This is a genomic window from Listeria booriae (assembly GCF_000766865.1).
GTDB lineage: Bacteria > Bacillota > Bacilli > Lactobacillales > Listeriaceae > Listeria_A > Listeria_A booriae.
Window position 1 is genome coordinate 165,238 of record NZ_JNFA01000024.1, and the last position, 22,285, is coordinate 187,522.

At 41.3% G+C, this 22,285-nt stretch carries 25 protein-coding genes and 1 CRISPR repeat array; of the genes, 21 read left to right on the forward strand and 4 right to left on the reverse strand.

Translation table 11 applies throughout. The features are described from left to right. Nucleotides 1–156 precede the first annotated feature (156 nt). Nucleotides 157–905: direct repeats of the CRISPR family, unit length 30 nt; unit sequence GTTTTTATCTAAGTAATGTGAAATGTAAAT. Between the two features lie 279 nt (nucleotides 906–1,184). Next, nucleotides 1,185–2,048, forward strand: a complete 864-nt coding sequence (locus EP57_RS10460) for an NAD(P)-dependent oxidoreductase (protein ID WP_036086521.1) — start codon at nucleotides 1,185–1,187, stop codon at nucleotides 2,046–2,048. Between the two features lie 46 nt (nucleotides 2,049–2,094). On the opposite strand, the gene EP57_RS10465 is transcribed toward EP57_RS10460, so the two are convergent. Next, a complete protein-coding gene (locus EP57_RS10465; RefSeq protein WP_036086524.1) occupies nucleotides 2,095–3,246 on the reverse strand; it encodes an aminotransferase class I/II-fold pyridoxal phosphate-dependent enzyme in 1,152 nt (383 codons plus the stop codon). Between the two features lie 47 nt (nucleotides 3,247–3,293). After that, nucleotides 3,294–3,707: a YkyB family protein gene (locus tag EP57_RS10470; RefSeq protein ID WP_036086527.1), complete on the reverse strand. Its 414-nt coding sequence runs from the start codon at nucleotides 3,705–3,707 to the stop codon at nucleotides 3,294–3,296. Nucleotides 3,708–3,973: 266 nt separating this feature from the next. On the opposite strand from EP57_RS10470, the gene EP57_RS10475 reads away from it, so the two are divergent. The 7 genes from EP57_RS10475 (at nucleotide 3,974) to EP57_RS10510 (ending at nucleotide 9,473) form a co-directional block, all read left to right on the forward strand. After that, nucleotides 3,974–4,192, forward strand: coding sequence for a hypothetical protein (locus EP57_RS10475; RefSeq protein ID WP_036086529.1), 219 nt, complete (start codon nucleotides 3,974–3,976; stop codon nucleotides 4,190–4,192). Between the two features lie 250 nt (nucleotides 4,193–4,442). After that, nucleotides 4,443–4,667 carry a YkuJ family protein gene (locus tag EP57_RS10480; protein WP_036086531.1) on the forward strand — a complete coding sequence of 75 codons (225 nt, stop codon included), beginning with the start codon at nucleotides 4,443–4,445 and terminating at the stop codon, nucleotides 4,665–4,667. A 673-nt stretch (nucleotides 4,668–5,340) separates the two neighbouring features. After that, the gene (gene cbpB / locus EP57_RS10490) at nucleotides 5,341–5,775 is read left to right on the forward strand and encodes a cyclic-di-AMP-binding protein CbpB (RefSeq protein WP_036086536.1); all 435 of its coding nucleotides are present in this window, start codon (nucleotides 5,341–5,343) and stop codon (nucleotides 5,773–5,775) included. Between the two features lie 15 nt (nucleotides 5,776–5,790). Then, entirely contained in the window at nucleotides 5,791–6,669 is an 879-nt protein-coding gene (locus tag EP57_RS10495) for a LysR family transcriptional regulator (protein ID WP_036086538.1), read from the forward strand. A 49-nt stretch (nucleotides 6,670–6,718) separates the two neighbouring features. Next, complete coding sequence (gene dapD, locus EP57_RS10500) at nucleotides 6,719–7,429, forward strand: 2,3,4,5-tetrahydropyridine-2,6-dicarboxylate N-acetyltransferase (RefSeq protein WP_036086541.1); 711 nt, start codon at nucleotides 6,719–6,721, stop codon at nucleotides 7,427–7,429. 70 nt (nucleotides 7,430–7,499) lie between these two features. Beyond that, the gene (locus tag EP57_RS10505; protein WP_036086543.1) at nucleotides 7,500–8,621 is read left to right on the forward strand and encodes an N-acetyldiaminopimelate deacetylase; all 1,122 of its coding nucleotides are present in this window, start codon (nucleotides 7,500–7,502) and stop codon (nucleotides 8,619–8,621) included. 171 nt (nucleotides 8,622–8,792) lie between these two features. Further along, nucleotides 8,793–9,473: a YoaK family protein gene (locus tag EP57_RS10510; RefSeq protein WP_206539135.1), complete on the forward strand. Its 681-nt coding sequence runs from the start codon at nucleotides 8,793–8,795 to the stop codon at nucleotides 9,471–9,473. A 38-nt stretch (nucleotides 9,474–9,511) separates the two neighbouring features. On the opposite strand, the gene EP57_RS10515 is transcribed toward EP57_RS10510, so the two are convergent. Then, nucleotides 9,512–10,438: an acyltransferase family protein gene (locus EP57_RS10515; RefSeq protein WP_036086549.1), complete on the reverse strand. Its 927-nt coding sequence runs from the start codon at nucleotides 10,436–10,438 to the stop codon at nucleotides 9,512–9,514. 154 nt (nucleotides 10,439–10,592) lie between these two features. Next, nucleotides 10,593–11,378 (reverse strand): mechanosensitive ion channel family protein, encoded by a 786-nt coding sequence (locus EP57_RS10520; RefSeq protein ID WP_260508363.1) that lies wholly within the window; start codon nucleotides 11,376–11,378, stop codon nucleotides 10,593–10,595. Nucleotides 11,379–11,761: 383 nt separating this feature from the next. On the opposite strand from EP57_RS10520, the gene EP57_RS10525 reads away from it, so the two are divergent. The 13 genes from EP57_RS10525 (at nucleotide 11,762) to EP57_RS10580 (ending at nucleotide 22,240) form a co-directional block, all read left to right on the forward strand. Next, entirely contained in the window at nucleotides 11,762–12,253 is a 492-nt protein-coding gene (locus EP57_RS10525; protein ID WP_036086553.1) for a PTS sugar transporter subunit IIA, read from the forward strand. 63 nt (nucleotides 12,254–12,316) lie between these two features. Then, nucleotides 12,317–13,147: a PRD domain-containing protein gene (locus tag EP57_RS10530; RefSeq protein ID WP_036086555.1), complete on the forward strand. Its 831-nt coding sequence runs from the start codon at nucleotides 12,317–12,319 to the stop codon at nucleotides 13,145–13,147. A gap of 18 nt (nucleotides 13,148–13,165) precedes the next feature. Further along, on the forward strand, nucleotides 13,166–13,639 hold the full coding sequence (locus EP57_RS10535) for a PTS transporter subunit EIIC (protein ID WP_036086557.1): 474 nt from the start codon (nucleotides 13,166–13,168) through the stop codon (nucleotides 13,637–13,639). A 28-nt stretch (nucleotides 13,640–13,667) separates the two neighbouring features. Beyond that, a complete protein-coding gene (locus EP57_RS10540) occupies nucleotides 13,668–15,125 on the forward strand; it encodes a PTS transporter subunit EIIC (protein WP_036086558.1) in 1,458 nt (485 codons plus the stop codon). Between the two features lie 115 nt (nucleotides 15,126–15,240). After that, nucleotides 15,241–15,933: a copper homeostasis protein CutC gene (locus EP57_RS10545; RefSeq protein WP_036086560.1), complete on the forward strand. Its 693-nt coding sequence runs from the start codon at nucleotides 15,241–15,243 to the stop codon at nucleotides 15,931–15,933. A gap of 106 nt (nucleotides 15,934–16,039) precedes the next feature. Then, nucleotides 16,040–16,918: a CvfB family protein gene (locus EP57_RS10550; RefSeq protein WP_077916839.1), complete on the forward strand. Its 879-nt coding sequence runs from the start codon at nucleotides 16,040–16,042 to the stop codon at nucleotides 16,916–16,918. Between the two features lie 36 nt (nucleotides 16,919–16,954). Then, complete coding sequence (locus EP57_RS16980; protein ID WP_159106426.1) at nucleotides 16,955–17,113, forward strand: hypothetical protein; 159 nt, start codon at nucleotides 16,955–16,957, stop codon at nucleotides 17,111–17,113. A gap of 147 nt (nucleotides 17,114–17,260) precedes the next feature. Continuing rightward, nucleotides 17,261–17,974: a cell wall-active antibiotics response protein LiaF gene (liaF, locus tag EP57_RS10555; protein ID WP_036086562.1), complete on the forward strand. Its 714-nt coding sequence runs from the start codon at nucleotides 17,261–17,263 to the stop codon at nucleotides 17,972–17,974. Further along, nucleotides 17,971–19,023, forward strand: a complete 1,053-nt coding sequence (locus tag EP57_RS10560; RefSeq protein ID WP_036086564.1) for a sensor histidine kinase — start codon at nucleotides 17,971–17,973, stop codon at nucleotides 19,021–19,023. The genes liaF and EP57_RS10560 overlap by 4 nt, the downstream gene beginning before the upstream one ends. Further along, nucleotides 19,020–19,658, forward strand: coding sequence for a response regulator (locus EP57_RS10565; RefSeq protein WP_036086566.1), 639 nt, complete (start codon nucleotides 19,020–19,022; stop codon nucleotides 19,656–19,658). The genes EP57_RS10560 and EP57_RS10565 overlap by 4 nt, the downstream gene beginning before the upstream one ends. A gap of 17 nt (nucleotides 19,659–19,675) precedes the next feature. After that, the gene (locus EP57_RS10570) at nucleotides 19,676–20,335 is read left to right on the forward strand and encodes a potassium channel family protein (RefSeq protein WP_036086567.1); all 660 of its coding nucleotides are present in this window, start codon (nucleotides 19,676–19,678) and stop codon (nucleotides 20,333–20,335) included. A 163-nt stretch (nucleotides 20,336–20,498) separates the two neighbouring features. Next, nucleotides 20,499–21,410, forward strand: coding sequence for a hypothetical protein (locus tag EP57_RS10575; RefSeq protein ID WP_036086569.1), 912 nt, complete (start codon nucleotides 20,499–20,501; stop codon nucleotides 21,408–21,410). Further along, nucleotides 21,407–22,240 (forward strand): FUSC family protein, encoded by an 834-nt coding sequence (locus EP57_RS10580; protein ID WP_036086571.1) that lies wholly within the window; start codon nucleotides 21,407–21,409, stop codon nucleotides 22,238–22,240. Before EP57_RS10575 ends, EP57_RS10580 begins: the two co-directional genes overlap by 4 nt. The last annotated feature ends 45 nt before the right edge of the window (nucleotides 22,241–22,285 follow it).

Consider the following 22,285-nt stretch of genomic DNA (forward strand, 5'->3'; position numbering starts at 1 on the left):
ATCGACAGATTTTTGTTAAGCGTTGGTGTGACTAGATTTGAGGCTATTTTTGGAGGTTGGGTTGTAAGGTTTGAGAGCGGGAATTTAGGATTTGGTTGTCGGTCGACAGATTTGGGTGTTTGAGGTATGATGGGAGTAGGCGTTGATGAGGTACCTGTTTTTATCTAAGTAATGTGAAATGTAAATGGCTATCAAGAAGACGGGAACCATCCCGAAAAAAGTTTTTATCTAAGTAATGTGAAATGTAAATCCAATCATTGGACAACTCCTAACACTTGCATCTTAGTTTTTATCTAAGTAATGTGAAATGTAAATTTCTACGCATATTGTCATTTAGCATCATTGCAAAGTTTTTATCTAAGTAATGTGAAATGTAAATTGGAGTTGCTGTATGATGCTGAAGGCGATGCCATACGTTTTTATCTAAGTAATGTGAAATGTAAATATCGAAAGATTGTAATTCAGCTAACGTTAGAAACGAGTTTTTATCTAAGTAATGTGAAATGTAAATTAAGAAAATAAAGTACACAAGTGTAAATGTGTACTTGTTTTTATCTAAGTAATGTGAAATGTAAATGTTTCTGGATTGATTCCTAAATACATTTTGAATAACCGTTTTTATCTAAGTAATGTGAAATGTAAATCAATTACAATCGTTCCACATGCGGTACCTATCGCGTTTTTATCTAAGTAATGTGAAATGTAAATCGTCATTACAAAAAGCCGTCAATTCAAGTCGAAAAGTTTTTATCTAAGTAATGTGAAATGTAAATATTGCTTCGCCGGTCTTGCTTTCAAGTGCAATTTTAGTTTTTATCTAAGTAATGTGAAATGTAAATAAGTTTTGGCGATTCCCCCGAGATTCCGTATACGCCGTTTTTATCTAAGCAATGTGAAATGTAAATTTTTCAAATGTTGCTTGAGTGCCTAGCTTCGGATTAGTTTTTATTTAAGTAATTATGAAATGTAAATCAAACAGATGTGGCATGGGCGGAGTTTGAAAGATGGTTTTTATCTAAGTAATATGAATCCAGACTAGATTGCCCACAGAAGCAGTGTTTCTATCCATTTTTTATAGAATCAATTATCAATCAACAATCCATAACCAACTCCATTTGCATTTTTACTCCCCCAGATGTACACTTTGTTTAGAAGCGATCTGTATAGAAGGAGGAGTTTTTGCGATGAAGAAAATTGGATTTATTGGTGTTGGGGTTATGGGCGCTAGTATGGTGCGGAATTTGATGGCGGCGGGGTTTGAGGTACATATTTATACGCGGACGAAAAGTAAGGGGGAAAGCGTGATTCAAGAGGGGGCAATCTGGCATGAGACACCGCAGGAATTGGCGCCTCAGGTCGATGTGCTTATCACGATGGTTGGATATCCGACTGATGTGGAGGAGCTTTACTTGGCGGAGGACGGGCTGTTGACTACGCTTCGTTCGGGAACTATTGCTATTGATATGACGACTTCTTCTCCGAATCTTGCGAAACAAATCGCCGAAGAGGGCAAGGCGCTGAACATTGCGGTGCTGGATGCTCCTGTTTCTGGCGGAGATATCGGTGCTAAAAATGGAACGCTAACAATCATGGTTGGTGGTGAACACGAAGCGTTTGAAGCTGCCGAGCCTGTGCTAAATGCGATGGGGCAAAGCGTTATTCTACAAGGCGCAGCAGGGGCAGGACAGCATACTAAAATGGTCAATCAAATCGCGATTGCATCCAACATGATTGGCGTAACAGAAGCGCTTTGCTACGCGAAAAAAGCGGGATTAGATCCTGAAAAAGTGCTGGCTTCAATATCTGGCGGTGCGGCAGGAAGCTGGTCTTTATCCAACTTGATTCCGCGCGTGTTACAAGACGATTTTGCACCTGGGTTCTTCATTAAGCATTTCATTAAAGATATGCGAATTGCGTTGGATGAGGCAAAACAGATGAACTTGGAGCTTCCGGGTTTGGCGCTTGCAGAGCAGATGTATCAACAATTAGCTGATGCTGGTTTTGCGGAAAATGGGACACAGGCACTAATTAAACATTATGAAAAATAGCAAAAAAGCTGTGCGAGACGTCTTAGGCGCCAAGCACAGCTTTTATTTACGCGTATTTATTCATGAAAGATGTCATCCGATCCATCGCCTCGGCCAGTTGGCTAAAGGATGCTGCGAACGATAGGCGGAAATACCGATCTCCTTTTTCGGAGAAAGCATCGCCTGGAACAACTGCGACTTTGGCTTCTTCGGCGAGTGCGATTGCCCAGTCAAAAGAATTCTCCGACACACTGTCAGGTAGCTTCGCAAAAAAGTAAAACGCGCCATCAGGTTCAATAATCGAAAAACCCATTTTGACAAGGCGTTCATGTACGAAACCAGCACGAGTATTGTATTCCGTACGCATTTGCACCGCGTCGTCTTTTCCGTTTCGCAACGCTTCTTCGGCTGCTTTTTGTGAAATCGAGGACGCGCATGTAACGGCGTACTGGTGGACTTTTATCATCTGGCTTATTAGTGCTTCTGGAGCCATTAAGAAGCCAATTCGCCAACCAATCATTGCGTGTGACTTAGATAACCCGTTGATAACAATGGTTTGCTCGCGAATCATTGTGGCAATCGAGGTGTGTGTCCCAAAAAACGTTAACTCACTATAAATTTCGTCAGCAATAACTAAAATACCTGTTTCCCGCACAACTTCTGCGATTTCCGCTAATTCCTCGGCAGTTAGTGTCACGCCAGTCGGATTAGATGGATAAGGCAAAATGAGTGCTTTGGTCTTTGGCGTAATCGCTGCGCGCAATTGTTCTGCGGTTAGCTTAAACGCGGTCTCCGTAGTATCGATTTTGACAGAAACGGCGCCCATTAAATGAATAATCGGCTCGTATCCAGGGTAAATCGGATCAGGTAGTAGAACTTCATCTCCGGCTTCCAAAATCGTCTGTATGGCAACGCTAATTGCTTCTGTAGCGCCAACAGTAACGATAATTTCTTTCGGGCTGTAAGTGAGGTCATATTTATCGTAGAAATAATGAGAGGCTGCTTGTAAGAGTTCTTGTGTCCCAGCGTTCGGTGTGTAGTTCGTAAAATCATGATGAATGGCTTCAATCGCTGCATTTTTAACGTGATCGGGAGTCGGAAAATCAGGCTCACCAAGCGTTAACCGAATCATATCGGGAATGCCTGCAACACGATTATTAAATTTGCGAATACCACTAATTTCAATTTCCTGAACGGATTGTCTTACATGTTTTTGCATGATACAACTTCCTTTCCAACATAAGGCTAGTTCTATCATAGCATTTTTTAGCGGAAATAGGGGGAGGCATTCTCATAAAATGCAGATTTTTTTAGAGGGTCAGGCTTGACGCCGGTGTAGTTCTCTAAGGTAGATTTGGCATGGGAAAGCGACATTCGTACTTGCGTCGTTGCTTTCACGGGTTGCATAGTACCCAAATGTGGCAAATCTTTCATATCTTGTTTTTGGGGCGGCAGGTGAAATAAGAAGCCGTGGCAATCAATTAATAGATTAGAATGTTGATACGATTTTTTTGGATTATTAGAATATTGTAATCCTAGCTTTTTCGCTTGGCCTTCTTGAATGAGTTTCTCGATCGCAGCTTTCTTCAAACGATACAAGTAACGCGGATCAGTGGCGGCTTTGCTATGACGATTGACAATAAAGATGGCTTCAGCAATTTTCTTGCTTGAGTCAGACATTGTGAACCTCCTTTCCAGTTATAACTAATTATAACGGAAAACCGCGCTTGAAAAAAGGGGAATAGCGAAAAAAACTAAAAAAATTCATAAATGTGTCGGCGATTTTAGCTATTTCCGTCAATAATACAACATTTCTAGAATTATCGGACAATTTTTTTACATAGGTACTTGTATTCTTTAAAATTTTCGAGTATACTATCAATAATGATAATCATTTTCAGTTAGAAGGGAAAGCTGATTTGTTTTTGGAAGGAGCTTGATGGAAATTGAATAAAACCGGCAAAGTAGAATCATTTTATTTCCCGACAAAAGACGGGATGTTGAAATTGCACGTATATGGCTTTAATCCAGTAGGTTCTTGGGGAGAAGTATACACGACGCTAAACGAGCAAACAGTGTGTGTCAAAGGGTTCCATCGTCAGAAAACAATTATGCGTTCTGTGAAAATGATGCTGGATTCGAATGTGAACAAAAAACAAGGTTAATCGTTTTAGAATAATAAATAACGCTGTAAATTAGGTTTTTTGAGCCCGATTTGCAGTTTTTTTATGCTTTCCGCGCATATTAGGTTTCAAGGCGACAGATTGGAGGAAAGCAGTAATAATGAGGAGTAAATTATTTGTTTATTATAAATTCAACAGAACACTTGCTAAATAGGTACGATATGCGATAAAATCTGTTAGTACGGTTTTAAACAAATGACAATCCATGGTTGAATAGAGAGGAGAATGTACAATGTCTCAGTTATTGGGAATTATTCAACGTTTACAAGCAATGCAGGAGGACGAATCATCCGAAACGCAATCGCGTCGATTCGAAAAAGACGGTGAACCGTTGTGCGAAGTACGGTATTTCCATGCTTCCAACTCATATGAAATTGAAATCTATGGCGATAACAACAAATATCAATTTGACGATATCGACATGACAACACTAGAAATCTACGACATCTTGCAGTAAACGACTAATACGAAACAAAACCAGTCTCCAAAGCAAAATAAAACGGAAAGATTACCAAAGACGACAAACTCTGTTGCTTTTGGTAATCTTTTTGTTTGAAAAGCCGAAAGAGCCCGTTTAACCCTGAAAGAGCTTGGAGCGGGCGCAGTAAAAATCCTCTTTTGATTTTTATGGAGGCTGTGAAAGCTCCGAAGGGTTGGCTCTTGAGGCTGGATCGCGAAACAAAGCTAAGCCTCCCCACAAGCATTCCTAGCAAACACGATAACCCAACCAAGAAAGCCCGCCAAGCCAAAGCTAAGTCTCCAAACCCACCCAATTTTGTGCCTAATCAAATTCCAAAAGAGAACCAGTCCTCTTTTGACTTTTTCGGAGGGCGTGAAGTTTCCGAAGAGCTGTATAAGGAAGGCAGTTTCACTATGTTCAACTGCATATTGAGACTCTAATTCAGCAAAATACGCTTCATAAGACCCCCAAGCCAAAGCTAAGTCCCCAACCCATTCCCTTTAGAATCCCTCCCCTTTATGGTAAAATAAACACAGACAGGTTTAACCGCTTCAATTTAAGGTTAAACATACAAAGGACTTGAAATGAACAACCAAATACACAGGTTTTCAGTGACTGCGCTGGCTTTATTTTCAAACCACCAATACGCATAGAGAAGAGGGAGATTGAAGTGATCTCTAGTAAATTAGGAAATTTTTTAAGTGATAAGTTAGATAGTTATATGATATCAGCCGAGAAAGTCGCCCATGTACAGATGGGGAACAACTTGGAGCACGCGTTATTAGTTCTTACTAAATGCGGCTATTCTGTTATCCCTGTTTTAGATTTCGAATTCAAATTACATGGACTTATCAGCTCAGCGATGATAACCGATGCCATCCTTGGCTTGGAACGAATTGAATACGAACGTCTAGATCAACTGAAAGTAGAAGACGTGATGCAAACAAAAATGCCGGTGTTAACCAATGCCACCGATGTTGAAAAAATAGTGAAATTGCTCGTAGACAACCCATTTATTTGCGTAGTAGACGAGGCTGGTATTTTTGAAGGTATTATTACGCGTCATGTGATTTTAAAACAAGTACAACGCTATATTCATGAATAGATAGGAGAGAGCCAAGTGATTGTCACCGAATATGAATTGTTAGTATGCTTAGCGGCAGAACTTAATATGCGAAAAAGTGCCGAGAAGTTATTCTTATCGCAGCCCGCGCTCTCACAACGTTTACAAACCATTGAAAGCAGATGGGAAACCAAGATTTTTTTACGTACGCAAAAAGGTTTACTATTAACGCCAGAAGGAGAAGCTATCGTTCAGCATGCCGAGCGTGTGATTGAGCGAGAGCGGCAAATTCAAGAGCGATTAGAGGCGCAAGACGGTGTTGTTCGCGGTACTTTAAAAATTGCCTGTGCCAGTATCGTCGCACAAATGTGGTTGCCTCGCGTGTTAAAGCAATTTATTAAAGCGTATCCAGACGTCAATATTTCCGTTGTGACTGGATGGAGTAGCGAAATTCATCAGGCGCTTGTTGATGGTTCGGCGCATGTCGGTATTGTCCGCGGAAACGTTGCGTGGAAAAGTGTCCACAAACCGTTATTCCAAGACAAGCTTTTCTTAGTTGATAAAGAAATTGACCGATTAGAAGATGTCTTAGATTCGGAGCGCCCGTTTATCCAGTTTCAAAGCGACTCGAATTATTACCAAGTCATTCAAGATTACTGGCAGCGAAACTACGGGAAAATGCCGCGTCAAGCGATGGTAATGGATCAGATTGAGACATGCCGCCAAATGGCTTTTAACGGTATTGGTTTTGCGATTTTGCCAGAGGTGACTTTAATTGGTGCCTCAGATGATATTCACAAAATTCCACTCGTAGATAAGACAGGAGAAGTTTTGAGCCGTGATACGTCGTTGATTGGCTATGAACAGTCGCTCGCGTTGCCTCAAGTGAAGGCGTTTTTGGAAATTGTAGATAAATATCTTGAAAGTCATAACTAGCTATGGCACTATTAGAGGTAGACACATATTTGAAAGGGGTTTTTTATTGATGGAACAAATGGATGCACACCAAATTATTGCGTTTATTCAAAATAGCAAGAAGGCAACACCCGTGAAGGTTTATGTGAAGGGCGATTTAGCGAACATTGCTTTTCCTGAAGACGTAAAAACATTTATTACTGGTGAAGTTGGAACTATTTTCGGCGAATGGGCGGTTGTTAGTGAACTGCTTGAGGCGAATAAAGATAAATTTGAGGATTTCGTGGTGGAAAATGATCGTCGTAATTCCGCGATTCCGTTATTAGATATGAAAAATATTAATGCGCGTATCGAGCCTGGTGCGGTAATTCGCGACCAAGTTGAAATTGGCGATAATGCGGTAATCATGATGGGCGCAAGTATCAATATTGGTTCTGTCATTGGTGAGGGTACGATGATTGACATGAACGTTGTCCTTGGCGGTCGTGCAACTGTCGGTAAGAACTGTCACGTAGGCGCAGGTTCTGTGTTAGCTGGCGTTGTTGAGCCACCATCCGCGCAACCAGTTATTATTGAAGACGAGGTTGTTATTGGCGCAAACGTTGTTGTTTTAGAAGGCGTACGCGTTGGAAAAGGTGCTGTCGTGGCGGCAGGTGCGATTGTGACAAAAGACGTGGCACCATACACTGTTGTAGCTGGAATTCCGGCAAAAGAAATCAAGAAAATTGACGCGAAAACACAATCAAAAACAGAAATTATGCAAGAACTTCGCGAACTATAAGAATGTATGAATCGGCGTTTGTTCCAGGCTTTTTTGCTAGGGATGGGCGCTTTTTTAGGAGGAGATAAGTATGACAGAAATCAATCCATTTATACAATTGCGACGAGAGCTTCATTTAATACCTGAGACCGGTTATGAGGAAGTGAAGACGCAGCAATTTTTACTAGATTACATAGCGAAATTACCGCAAAAGAACTTGGAAGTGAAGACGTGGCGTACGGGGATTTTGGTTCGGATAGCTGGGAGTGCTCCGACGAAAACGATAGGGTACCGGACGGATATCGATGCGTTACCAATCACAGAAGAGACGGGCTTACCTTTTGCAAGTACACATCCTGGAAAAATGCACGCGTGTGGTCATGATTGCCATATGAGTATTGCGCTTGGTTTGTTGACACATTTTGCGAGTCAACCGCTCCGTGATAATTTACTGATTGTTTTTCAGCCAGCAGAAGAAGGTCCGGGCGGCGCGAAGCCAATTATGGAAAGCGCTGAGTTTAAAGCGTGGTGGCCAGATGTGATGTTGGGGCTACACATTGCGCCAGAATACAAGGCCGGAGAAATCGCAGTGAAACCAGGTTTGCTTTTTGCGAATACGTCGGAACTGTTCATTTCGTTTAAAGGCAAGGGCGGACACGCGGCATATCCTCATTTAGCGAATGACATGGTGGTAGCGGCGAGTGCTTTTGTCGGTCAAATGCAGACGATTATTAGTCGGAATATCGATCCGCTTGATTCTGCAGTTATTACGATTGGCCAAATTCGCGGCGGGGAAGTGCAGAACGTCATTGCCGAAGAAGCCTATCTAGACGGCACGATTCGCACACTTTCCATAGAGACGATGGACATTGTCTGGACACGTCTAAAACAGCTCGCAAAAGGCTGGGAAGAAGCGTATCAATGCGAAGTTAACTTCATTCCAGGATCCGATTACATGCAAGTAGACAACGACACAGCACAAACCGAACAATTCATCGACTACTTACAAAAAAACTATCCACAAAGTTATATTGCTTGCAAAGAAGCCATGACGGGCGAAGATTTCGGATACTTCCTTGAAAAAATCCCAGGCTTTATGTTCTGGCTTGGCGTAGACTCAGAATATAGTCTGCATCATGCCAAACTAAATCCAGATGAAAACGCAATTCCATTTGCGGTTGAAGTTTTAACAGGTTATCTCGAAAGTATGTAATATATTTTCGTGATTTTACTTCTCATTATAAAAGAGATTTGGACAAAACCGCCGAGCCATTTACTTTGGGAAGATGAAAAGTTTTGCTCTACACAAATCGAGCGCTTGTCGCCGATTTATTTGGATTATGTTCCAGACTCACCATTTAAATTGATATAAAGGATGATGTATATGCCTTCTCATGAACATCCATCTGTAGGTTTATCGCTTACATTTATCAGTGGCATGATCAATACAGCTACATACATCAACTACCAAGCATTTGCTACTGCTCAAACGGGAAATCTGATTCTTGCCCTCAGTCAGCTGTATCATCAACAATGGGACAGCGCCGGGAAGAAAATTCTTTCTCTTCTTTTTTTCTTTCTAGGTATTCTTTTAGCTATGTGGATAAGGGACTACTTTCTAAAAAAGAATCCTTCGCTCCATTGGCGTTTGTACTTATTATATGGGCAAGTATTTTTATTTCTAGCTTTTTGTTTGCCCGCTCTACAGCGCCATCCCGCCCTCATCGTGATACTTATTTCTTTCGTTTCGGCTATTCAGTGGGAATCCTTTGATAAAATAAACGGATTGCCGTATACGAACTTATTTACCACAGGAAACTTGAAGGGCATGGCTTCTAGTCTCTATGATTTTAGGAAGACAAAAGAAACGGCGGCTAAAATTCGATTTCTTCATTTCTCAAGGGTAATTATTGCCTTCATATTAGGCTGTCTCATGACCTTATTTTGGCTTTCATTCGTACATGTAAATATTTTTGTAGCTATAGCTGGTGCCTTTTTCTTGTTAGCTCTCTTTAGGTCTTATTGGATTCTAAGAAAAAATGGCTCGCCAGAAAAGAAACAATGACTGGAGCCACTTTTAAATATGCAATAATAGAACGTGGATTATGTAGTCCAGAGATCTTGTATCGTTTTACTCTGTAGCAGGAATTTACGAGCAACTACCCAAAGCAAATAAGATCCAGTCAATAGACCTAAGTATAAAAATAGATTTATGAACTCAGAATATCTATCGTAAATAAAACCTGTAGAATAGAGCCAGAATCCCTCTATTAGGTATAATTCATAAGAGTTTTTTCCGAGGTATTCTAAAATAGAGTTATGTGCCACAACTTTATAAACAAAACAAAGTATCAGTAATGCTGCAAGTAATGTAGTAGGCATCGCGGTTTTAAATGAGTGAACTATGCTTGTACTTGCTGTGGCCAAGGCTAAGAATAGCGCCAAGTATAACCAACCTGAAATTTTCTGAATAATTCTAAGGAAAACATGTTCATAACTATTCCATAGAACCCCGATTGGTAATCCAAATGCGTAAAAAGCCCAATTAGGTAAGTCAACAAATACTATGAATATACTGGCAACCAAGAAGAACAAGATTATGGCTTGCATTTTATTTTTTGCAACAGAGAAAATGATGGAGCCAGTAATATACCAAACAATAATATATAAAATAAACCACATTGTCGCGTCAATCGTCTTATTCATATCGAAAAAGAGCGCTTCGGCGATTACTGCAACTGAAACGGATAAGACACCGAGCAACATTAATGCAATGATTTTACAAATGGTGACTAGCCAGTATGGAACCATTATTTTCTTCATACGTTTAAGTCTAGCAAACCACTTTTTATTTTCTGGGTTACTATTTACGCTGGCCGTGATTCCGTACCCTGACAAAATAAGAAAAAGAAAAACACCGATGGATTGAATGAAAGTATGGACATGAAAAAGTTCCAGCAAAATATGACCAAAGATAACAAGCAAAATAGCGATTCCTTTACCGATATTTGTGTGAGTCTTTGTTAGCATACTAAGTCCTCCCAATGTTTGAATTTAAATTCATTCTAACACATAATGAGTGGCATTGCCAAGCGTAGCATTGTTGACGAAAGTAGTATATATGAATAAAGGGTCATAAAAATAGCGCAAAACCGCAGTACAAAAAGCAGTTTTGCGCTATTTATTATTTTCCTGGTTCTAAAGGAGCTAAGTAAGAAAGCGGCAACTCAATCTGATTGGCAACTAATTCTTCGCGGATGTCTTTCAAAAGATTGCGCTGCACTTCAAATTGTTCCCCGTTCACGGCTTTCCCCATGACGCGAATCACGGTATTTGTGGCACTCACTTCCTGCACACCAAGTACAGTTGGCCCGTCCACGATGTTTTTATTCGTTGCTTTTTCTTGTTCGCAAGCATGTTTAATGATGTCCATCGCCTTTTCCGCATCAGCAGTCGGCGCAATTCGTACATCCACCAAAAAACGCATATTGCCACGCGAATGATTACTAACAATCATAATTTGCCGGTTTGGAATAAAATGCAACGTGCCGTCAAAATCCCGAACTTGGGTTGTCCGCAATCCTAGCGCTTCCACATTCCCATTCACTTGCTCAAGCGTAATGCTATCCCCAACATCGAGCTGTCTTTCCAGCAAAATAAAGAATCCGGTCACAACGTCGCTGACTAAGCCTTGCGCACCGAACGCAATCGCTAAACTGGCAACCCCAGCCCCAGCAATAATCGCAGTCACATTAATAAAATTCTGCAAAATCAAAATCGCAAACGTGAAAAACATGATGTAACCAAATAAATTTAAAATCAAGCTTTCTAACGTATTCGCCCGATTCTCTGACACCATCTGCTGCGTCCGATATCGGCGGAAAAAACCACGAATTAGTTTGCGTCCAATCCACGACAATACAAAATATAAAATTAACAAAATCAAGATTTTTACACCTTTTGAAATCATATCTAGCCAAAATTTGTCCCAATCAATCTGGGAAAACCACTGCGTTAAACGGTCCAACTATGTCACTTCCTTATCTATCTTCAAGCATTTATAATCTATTCTAACAAAAAAACAAAGCAACTGTCTAGAATACGAGGATACATAGCGAAATGAATCGAATCTAACATTTTTTCACTTTTGCAGAAAAAAGGGTTGCAATTTTGTGAGCCACGCGTTAAGATAGGCAATGTAAAGAAACTACATATCGTTATTCATGTTACTGATTCGAACAGGCATGGAGAGACTTCGGTGATACAGTTTACGTTCACTAGGGTTTTCTCTGTGCCTTTTTTGGTGTTTAATGTACAATGAAAGAGATGTATTTTTATAAGGAGGAATGCAATATGTTTAAGAAGATGTTTAAAAAAGACAAAGAAGAAGCCGTATTCGCACCGGCAACAGGACAATTTGTGAAATTAGAAGAAGTTCCAGATCCTGTTTTTAGCCAAAAAATGATGGGTGAAGGTATTGCCGTGAAGCCAACGAACGGCACAATCGTCGCACCAGCAGCTGGAGAAATTATTCAAGTTGCCGAAACAAAACACGCATTTGGCATCAGAACCGAGCTAGGCCAAGAAATTCTAGTACACATCGGTTTAGAAACAGTCGCACTTAAAGGCGAAGGATTCAATGTGCTTGTAAAACTTGGCGACAAAGTAACAGCGGGTCAACCAGTTGTAGAAGCAGACATCGATTTCATCGAAAAAAATGCAAGTAGCACGGTCATTCCAGTTGTCGTAACAAATAGCATGGAAAATAAATTCGACTTTGATTGGAAAAACGTAACAGACGTCGTAGCCGGCGAAACAGTCGTTTTCGAATCTAAAACAAAATAATATCGCTTCGGTGGGAGCCTTGTTGTTCCCACCAAGCCAATCGTGAAGGGGAGGTCTGGGTGCATGAAAATAAGCAAAATATTGAATAATAATGCAGTGGTTGTCATGGACGGAGACCAAGAAAAAATCGCGATTGGCGCCGGTATTGCTTTTCAGAAAAAAAGAAATGATATTGTCAACGTGAACAAAATCGAAAAAATGTTCATCATGGCAGAAGAAAATGAACGTTTTCAGCAGTTATTACAACATATTAGCGAGGAATACTTTGTCGTTTCGGAGGAGATTATCTCGTACGCCGAAGCCACATTAGGAAGTAAACTAAGCGAACATATTCATATTGCGCTGACGGATCACATCGCTTTTTCCATTGAGCGTCTAAAAGAAGGCATCATTCTTAAAAATAAGCTGTTAAGCGAGATCAAAGTGCTCTACGATACGGAATTCAAAATCGGTTTATGGGCAGTCGCACTTATTAAAGAACGCTTTCAAATGGACATTCCAATCGACGAAGCCGCGTATATCGCCTTACATATTCACACTGCAAAAATGGGGGCAAGCGATATTCACGAAACGGTGCGTCAAGCAACGATTATCTCAAGCATGGTGCAAGTCATTACGGACGAATTGCAAATCGATTTATCCGAACACGATATTGCCTACCAACGCTTGATTACACATCTACGTTTTGTTTTGAATCGTGTCGATCAACGGGAGCTGCATACGATGGATGTAGAAATGTTAAACATGATTAAAAGCAAGTTTGAATTTAGTTTTAATACCGCAAGAAAAGTAGCTGATTTGTTACGGGAGGACTATAACAAAGTGTTGCCAGATGCGGAATTAGGATATATAGCGCTACATGTTGAGCGTTTGCAAAGTTTTTGGGAAAAATAATTTTTAGGAGGAATAGGAATGGATGTTTTAAAAAGATTTGCCGTTGGTGCAGTGTATCCAGTTGTTGCATTAATTATTATCGGTATTTTTTGGATAGCACAACTAAGCGGTTTGAAGGCAATGGATTCTATTTATAATGGCCTTATCTTGATGTTCCCACTTGTCGTTTCAATCGGGATTGCAATCGGAATGTCAAAAGACCAAAGTGGAGCCGCAGCGCTTGCTGGTGCAGTCGGTTGGTTAGTATACGGAGCGGTTATTGTTTCACTGAACTATCCGAAAGACGGGGCGTTTAATCCAACGACAATGTCTGCGAACTTTAACTTTTTAAGCGGTATTTATATGGGGATTACTGCTGGACTTCTTTATAACCGGTTTTATAATATTCGTTTGCCAGAATGGTTGGCATTTTTCGGAGGACGGCGTTTCGTTCCGATTATTACTGCTGTCGTAGCACTCTTTATTGGGGCATTCGTTGCGGCAATATTCTAAAGATATAGAATAGAATGGAGGAGAAAAAATGTTAGGTGGACTACAAAAAGTTGGGAAAGCCCTGATGTTACCGATCGCCGTATTACCGGCAGCGGGACTGTTAAACCGTCTTGGGGCGGACGATGTTTTCAATGTACCTTTTATTCATGCTGGTGGAGCTGCGTTATTTGATTTTCTAGCATTACTTTTTGCAATTGGTATTTCTATCGGTCTTTCTAAAGATAATAGTGGGGCTGCTGGTCTGAATGGGGCACTTGTTTACTTTATTTTGAACTTCGGGGTTATCGGTGTTAACGATAGCATCGCAATGGGTGTATTCGCTGGTTTCATCGCTGGTTTATGCGCGCCTATTTTATATAACAAACTGTATGACAAAAAGCCTTTCGGAAATCAAACGTTTTTTGATGGGAAGCATTTAGCGATTATTGTGAATGCAGTTGCGGCCTTGTTGCTTGTAGCCATCTTCGGCTGGTGCTGGCCAACGATTCAAGATTGGTTAGACTTATTGAACGGCTGGATTACAAGTGCGGGCGCGTTTGGTGCTGGTGTGTTTGGCTTACTAAACCGTGGCTTGATTCCAACTGGTTTGCATCACGTATTGAACTCGTATTTATGGTTTGCCTATGGCGACTACACAAATCCAGTGACTGGTGTTACTGCGACAGGGGATATTAACCGTTTCTTCGCGGGCGATCCAACAGCTGGAACGTTCCAAGTTGGTTTTTTCCCAATCATGATGTTCGCCCTTCCAGGTGCAGCGCTTGCAATGACGCTTGCCGCTAAAAAGAACAAACGAAAAGAAGTCGGTGGGATGATGTTCTCCCTTGCCTTCACAGCCTTTTTAACAGGTATTACAGAACCAATCGAGTTTACATTTATGTTCATCGCGCCGTTCTTGTACGGTATTCATGCCGTATTAACAGGTGTATCGATGTACATTACGAACTTGCTCGGCATTAAGCTCGGATTTACCTTTAGTGCCGGTTTCATTGACTTTGCGCTCAACTTTACGAAGGGGACAAAGGCGTGGATGCTCGTCCCAATTGGGCTCGTGTTCGCGGTCGTGTACTTCTTCCTATTCTACTTCATCATCAAAAAATTCAACTTGAAAACACCAGGTCGTGAAGATGAGTCAGAATTAGAGTTGGCAGCAGAAATGGACAACGTTGGCGTACAAGAAGCAGCCGCAGCATTAGGCTCATCGGAAGCAGATTTCCCAGTTGGTGGCGAAAAACGCGATAAGTACGAAGTGATGGCAGTCGGCTATTTAGCAGGCCTGGGCGGTCCAGACAACCTTGTTAAAGTGGACAACTGTACAACGCGCTTACGTTTACAAGTCAAAGATTCCGAACTGCTAAACGAAGCCCAATTGAAAAAATCAGGCGCACGAGGCGTCGTAAAACTAAACAAAGAAAACGTTCAAATCATCGTTGGCGCAGACGTCGAGTTTGTGGCAGACAAAATGCATGATTTAACTGGGAAATAAATAAAAGGCGAGAAAGCATTATTTTGCGAAGTGGCAGAGTAATGCTTTTCGTTTCTTTTAAGAAGAAATTAGGATAAAATAATACATAAGAATAGAGAAAAAGGAGTGGGAGTCCGTGGTTTTAGAAGTTATCGTAGAAAATCTTCGTGAGGCGTCACAAGCAGAGCATTTTGGAGTAGACCGATTGGAAGTCGTTTCGGCAATTAGTGAAGGTGGTTTAACGCCAAGTTACGGTGTTATAAAGCAAATTACGGAGAATATTAAAGTACCGGCGATGATTATGATTCGTCCGCACAGTCATTCGTTTTACTACGACGATTATGATATCGCGATTATGCAAGAAGATATTATCATGGCAAACGAACTCGGTGCACAGGGCATTGTTTTCGGCGCTTTAACAAAAGCTGGAGATATTGACCGCGATTTATTAGAAAACGTCATCGATTGGAAAGGCGATATGGATTTAACGTTCCACCGAGCGATTGAAGATGCGCGAGACATTGATCAAGCTTACTTAGAACTTCGCGAATACGGCAATGACATCACACAAATTTTAACTTCAGGTGGTGGCGCAAAAGCAACAGACTCGATAGATCGCTTAGCACAGTGGATTGCTGACGGCAAAAAGGACAGCAGCTCCTTTGAAATTTTGGTAGGTAGCGGCGTGACGACAGAAAATATCGCGTTATTACATGAAACCCTGCAAAACAGACAATATCACGTTGGCGGCGGCGCACGAATCGACGGCGACTTTAGCAAAGGGCTGGATTTAGCAAAAGTAAAAGCTTTGCAAGAAGCGATAAAATAAAAGGAAGAAGCCGAATCAGATTGGTTCGGTTTTTTACTTGATTTAACTGTACCAGGCTATTTATTTAAGCTATAATGGGAAAAGAATAACTAATGAGGTGGAAAAGTTGATAAATATGATTGGAACGGCGCAAACGATGACCGTTATTGCAAAAGAAGAAGAGGCGTTTGTATTAGAAAAGCGCGGAGAACAAGTGAAACTGCCATTTACGAATGCGGCAAATTTGAATTTAGCTGTTGGCGACACGGAAACAGTGTTTATTTATCGTGATTATGACCATGAAATTGTGGCAACGACAATTATTCCAAAAATCCAAGTGGGACGTTATGCTTGGGGGACGGTGACGGATGTCCGAAAAGATTTAGGCGTATTCGTCGATATCGGCATTCCGAAAGATGTAGTCGTTTCAATGGACGACATGCCAGCGTTAAACCATCTGTGGCCCAAAAAAGGCGACCGCTTAATGATTGCACTACGCGTAGACGAGAAGGATCGCATTTGGGGTGTGCTAGGCGAAGAACACGAATTCAAAGCCATCGCAACCAAGGCCACACAAGACATGTTCAATAAAAACGTGACAGGAACAGTGTATCGTCTTCTAAAAGTCGGCACGTTCGTAATTACAGAGGATTTCCATATCGGATTTATACACGAAAGCGAGCGCACATCAGAACCTCGCGTTGGTGAAAAACTAGAAGCACGAGTTATCGCAGTAAAACCAGACGGCACACTAAACCTATCATTACGCGGCCGTGTGCACGAAGTATTAAGCGATGACGCCGAAATGATTTTAACATATCTAAGAAGCGTTGGCGGCAAAATGCCATTCGGCGACAAATCCGACCCCGACGCAATCCGCGCTAAATTTGGCGTAAGCAAGGCCCAATTTAAACGCGCCCTTGGAACCCTAATGAAAGAACGCCGCATCAAACAAGAAGAAGGCTTCACCTACCTTATCGAAAAAGAAGAAACACCAGAAGCTTAACCTAATACCAAAGCAAAACATATGGGTTAAAAAAGGATGATCCACAAAAAAAGATGTAGCCGCTACACATCGATGATTCAGGATGTTCAGAATCGAGGCAAAAGCGAGCACCGAAGCGGAATGTACGACCTGTACATGAGCATCGGAGCGGAGCTTTTAACGAAGAAGCTGGACATCCTGAATCATCGAATTTAAGACTTGAGAACTAGTGAGAACTCCAGCCAAAGCGGCTGTTGTCGCTCCGCCAAACTATTTATAATAGGAACAGAAGCTAATTTTCTAGTACCCGTTCCTTGAGGTTTGGTTAACTCAAAAAATGAACAACGAAGGGGGTGTATTCAGATGAAAAAATTAGAAGGTTCGTTTATTTTCTTGTTTTTAGTATTAGTTGCTGTCGGCATTGCTTTTGAAATGCTTTTTAGATGGGAATTGCTTGTTTTGTTTGCGATTGGTATTTGTTTCTTGTTCACATCGCGTAAAGAAGGCATCCCGAAAAAGAAAGCTCGGACAAGGCTTTTTATTGCTGCGGTATTTATTTTGATTTCGGTATTATTAACGGCGACATTTAAAATCGGTTTAGTCGTTGCTGGTATTTTTGCGGTTTATTATTATATTAGTCGGAAACGTGCGCCGCAACTGTTGATGGTGAAGACGAAAGAGACAGCAGAGAACAACAATCCGCGTAACACGTTTATTCGCAATCAATGGTTTGGTAATCAGCGGGTGCTAGACGTTGTATATGAATGGGATGATATTAATATTCAGACTGGAATCGGTGACACGATTATTGATCTTGGCAACACGGTTTTGCCAACAGGAGAGAGCGTTGTGTTAATTCGGAGCTTCTCTGGGAAAATTCGCTTGCTCGTGCCGTTTGACTTAGGTATTTGTCTGGAGCACTCCGCGATTTTCGGTCATTTGCAGTATGATAAGGAAAGTACGATTGTCCAAAATGACACGATTAAGATTTACTCGGATAATTATGAGAAAGCACCGCGTAAGGTGAAAATTATTACGTCGGTTGTGCTTGGAGATTTAGAGGTGATTCGACTATGACATTCACGCGTATCTCGATGGCAACAACGACGGCTTTATTACTGTTAGCAACGCTTGGAACGACTTTGGTTTATCAGACGGGAAGCAAGATGTCTTGGTATGACTTATTAATAGGTCAGAAGATTTTTTACTTGCCGTTTATTGTTTTTATCGTGTTGATGGCGATTTCGATTGGCTTGATTGTTGGGGCTGTCATTGGCTACATCATTAAGCGGAAGTTCGAAGCCATTGATTTTTCATTGCGGTTATTGGAACAAGGCGAGCTTGAGAAGCGTTCGGCAGACGAGGAAGACACATACGCCGAAATTCAGCAAGTCTACAAGCAAATTGATCGATTACGTGATAAAATGAAAGCACAGACTGTGATGACACAAGAAATTGCGAATGAGCGCGCCGAAACGACAGGCCAGTCAAAAGAAGCTATTTTGGCAGAAGAACGGCACCGGATTGCGCGGGAATTGCATGATTCGGTCAGCCAGCAGTTGTTTGCAGCGATGATGCTTTTATCGGCATTAAACGAGCAAAGCGAGAAAAACGCCACGCCAACGATGCAGAAACAATTGAAAATGGTAGAATCTATCGTCAACGAATCACAATCCGAGATGCGCGCGCTGTTACTTCATTTACGCCCAATCCAGCTAGAAGGCAAGTCGCTAAAAACCGGAATTGAGCAGTTACTAAAAGAATTAACGACAAAATTACCAATCAAAGTTGAATGGCAAATCGAGGACATTTCTTTCCAAAAAGGAATTGAAGATCATTTATTCCGTATTGTTCAGGAATTGTTATCGAATACATTGCGCCACTCCAAAGCCAATTTACTAGAAGTGCGCATGATTGTAATTGATAATTTAGTGGTACTAAAAGTGGTTGATGATGGTGTTGGTTTTGATATGAACAAAGTACAGACAGGCTCTTATGGCTTGCAAAATATGCGTGAACGGGTGGCTGAATTTGGTGGCTCGATTAAGATCATTAGTTTCCCTAAGAAGGGAACGAGTGTGGAAATTAAAATACCACTGTTGAAAAAGGATGTGGACAGCGAATGATAAAAGTATTACTAGTTGACGATCATGAAATGGTACGCATTGGCGTTTCGGCGTATCTTTCCGTACAAGATGATATGGAAGTTGTTGGCGAGGCGGAAAATGGTCGTGAAGGCGTAGAGCTTGCGATGAAATTGCGCCCAGATATTATTTTAATGGACTTAGTAATGGATGAAATGGATGGCATTGAAGCGACAAAAGAAATTATGCGTCAATGGAAGACCGCCAAAATTATTATTGTAACGAGCTTTATTGATGATGAGAAAGTATACCCTGCGCTTGAAGCTGGTGCGTCGAGTTACATGTTGAAAACATCGACTGCTGGCGAAATTGCGGATGCTATTCGTGCTACATACGGCGGGGACTCGGTTTTAGAACCGGAAGTGACGGGCAAGATGATGCAGCGCTTGACGGCGAAACCGGAGAAGAATTTACATGATGATTTAACGAATCGTGAAAATGAAATTTTGCTACTCATTGCAGAAGGGAAGTCCAACCAAGAAATCGCGGACGAACTTTTTATTACACTCAAAACAGTGAAAACGCATGTCAGCAATATTTTATCGAAGTTGGACGTACAAGACCGTACACAAGCGGCGATTTATGCGTTTAAACATGACCTAGTGGAAAAAGAGTAAGGAGGCGGATTGCTGCGATGAAAGAAGGCTTTGCAGTTATTGGTTTAGGACGTTTCGGCGGCAGCATTTGTAAATCGCTTGTTGAGCAAGGGATGGAAGTGCTGGCCATCGATTCCAATGAGGAGCGAGTGAACGAATTCATGTCGATTGCGACACATGCCGTGATTTGTAATTCGACGGACGAAAATGCGTTGCGCCAACTCGGTATTCGTAATTTTGAACATGTGATTGTGTCGATTGGTGAAGATATTCAATCCAGTATTTTAACGACGCTGATTTTAAAAGAAATGGGCGTGAAATACGTTACAGCCAAGGCAACCAACGATAAACACGCCAAGCTACTCGACAAAATTGGAGCGGATCGGGTTGTCCATCCAGAGCGCGATATGGGTCGACGCATTGCGCATTATATTGTTTCTAAAAACATGCTGGATTATTTGGAACTATCCGATGAGTACAGCTTGGTCGAAATTTCCGTTTCGAATCGTCGTTTTCTCGGCAAAAGCTTACACGAACTCGATTTTCGAAACACATTCGGCGTCAACATTGTAGGTATTAAGCGCGACAAACAAATGATTATCACACCCGAAGCAAATGATGTCTTGCAGTCCAGCGACATTTTGATTGTGATTGGTAGCGATGACGATATCGAACGATTGCAAGAACAAATTCAATAAAGTAAGGAGGCGAAGTAGCGATTTTGTGCTAAGCCTTTTTATTTTGGACTTTTTTGTCTAATTGGCGCGAAATAAGGGTAAAGAAGAAACAACTATCGGAAAAATACAATGTGTGATAAAATTTCTAAGTAATACAAACTATAAAAAGAAGGGACAACATAGAATGAAAAAATTAGTATTAGCAAAACTGGGAATTAAGGGATTAATACATATGCTCCAAGTCTTTGTTTTTTCGGTTATTTGTGTGTTTGTCCACACAGTACTTGTCCCGCAACTCGTCGGACTTCTTCCTATCGCGCTTTTAATGGGGATTATTTCTATCCAACCAACAAGCGGTTTCACGAAAAAAGCGATGTCGAAAATCGGTATGATGTTTGCCGCGGCCTGTCTTATCGTTGGCGTATCATCCACATTTTTTGATACGAGTGTGTATGTTTATTTTGTCGTGATGGTGATTGCGTTACTTGTGATTAACTTTTTGATGCCGCAAAAATATATGGTTATCACGATGGCAGTTGGAACGGCGTTGTTCTTCCTCGATACATCGGATATGAGTGTGCCGTATTGGGTTGTGCTGATTATCGCCCTCATTGACGTTGCCGTTTTCTTCGTAGTTGTCCGCCTCATTGTTCATTTCATCCATATTCCAATCGAGAAAATGATCCAAATGATGATGAAACAAACAATGGGCCTATTTCAAAAAGAACTACAAACCATGCTCGTAAAAGGCGAAAAAGGTCGACCAAAACCATTGTACGGTATTTTCGTCCAGTCCCAAATGCTGATTCGTGAATACGCGAATGGCAAAAATAAAAATGAGGGACACGTTGCTATTTATCAAAAGACGCTAGCTTCGTATTTACGTGTCTATTTTAGTTTAACGACGATATCAGAATTGGAACAATATCAAGTAAGCGCAGCAAAGGCGAAGGATTTAGCCAGCCTTGGTTTTCAAAACGTTCCTGTAAGCCAGACGGAAGATCCAATTTTAACGTTTCATCTTGGTGAATATGTAGAGGGAATGCGCGAAATAAGGACAAGTTTAGAAACGCTTAAAGGGGGGCAAGCAGGATGAAAACAACATGGAAAGAACGTTTAGCGTTAGATCCTCGTGTCGCCAAGGTTTTGCTTAGTCTGCTAATTTGTGTGTTATTGTATCCGTTTTTTGGGAAGTATATTGTGTATCCGACCTATGTCTTTAATGCGATTTACATCACGGCGCAGTTAACGAAAGGTGCGACGTATAAATCGAGTATGGAGCGGATTTTTGGGACGATTCTTGGTGGGTTAACGGGTGTTTTCTTTTATTTCTTGTTGCCGGATAATCACTTTTTGATGATTCCGATTGGTGCAACGATTGCCGTATTATGGGGTTATTTATTTGTTGGTAAGTTTACGCCAGTTATTGCGGTTATTACGGTGATGGTGCTTGTCGGTAAAGGCGAGGGCGAGCCAGTGCTCTATATTAACAACCGGATGATTGATACGTTAATTGGTCTAACAATTGGTTTTATTATTTACGCGCTGTATCCGAAGAAAAAAACGGAGATGAATCAGATTTTTAATCATCACGCCAAAGCTTGTTTTGCGCAGATTGGGGCCATCCGGGCGAAGTACGCGAACAAGGAAAATATGCATGATGATTTAATGGCGGCTTGGAAGGCATTGCAGGCGCTGAAGCAAGAACGGACGAAAATCGTAGATGATAGCAGTTTTGTTCCGAAAATTGAAGAAGCCGAGCCGATGTTGTCGCTGATTCATGATTTGGAGCAGATGTTGCAGAACATGGAAGTGCTGTACCACCATCCAGAAATAGACGGTGAAGTGCAAGAAGTGCTTGCATTCCATGAACAAATTTTTGAGAAATTATACGTGAAAACAGAACAAAAAATACAAGCAATATAAGAAAAACCAGCTGTTTGGAAGAAATTCTCCTGTACAGCTGGTTTT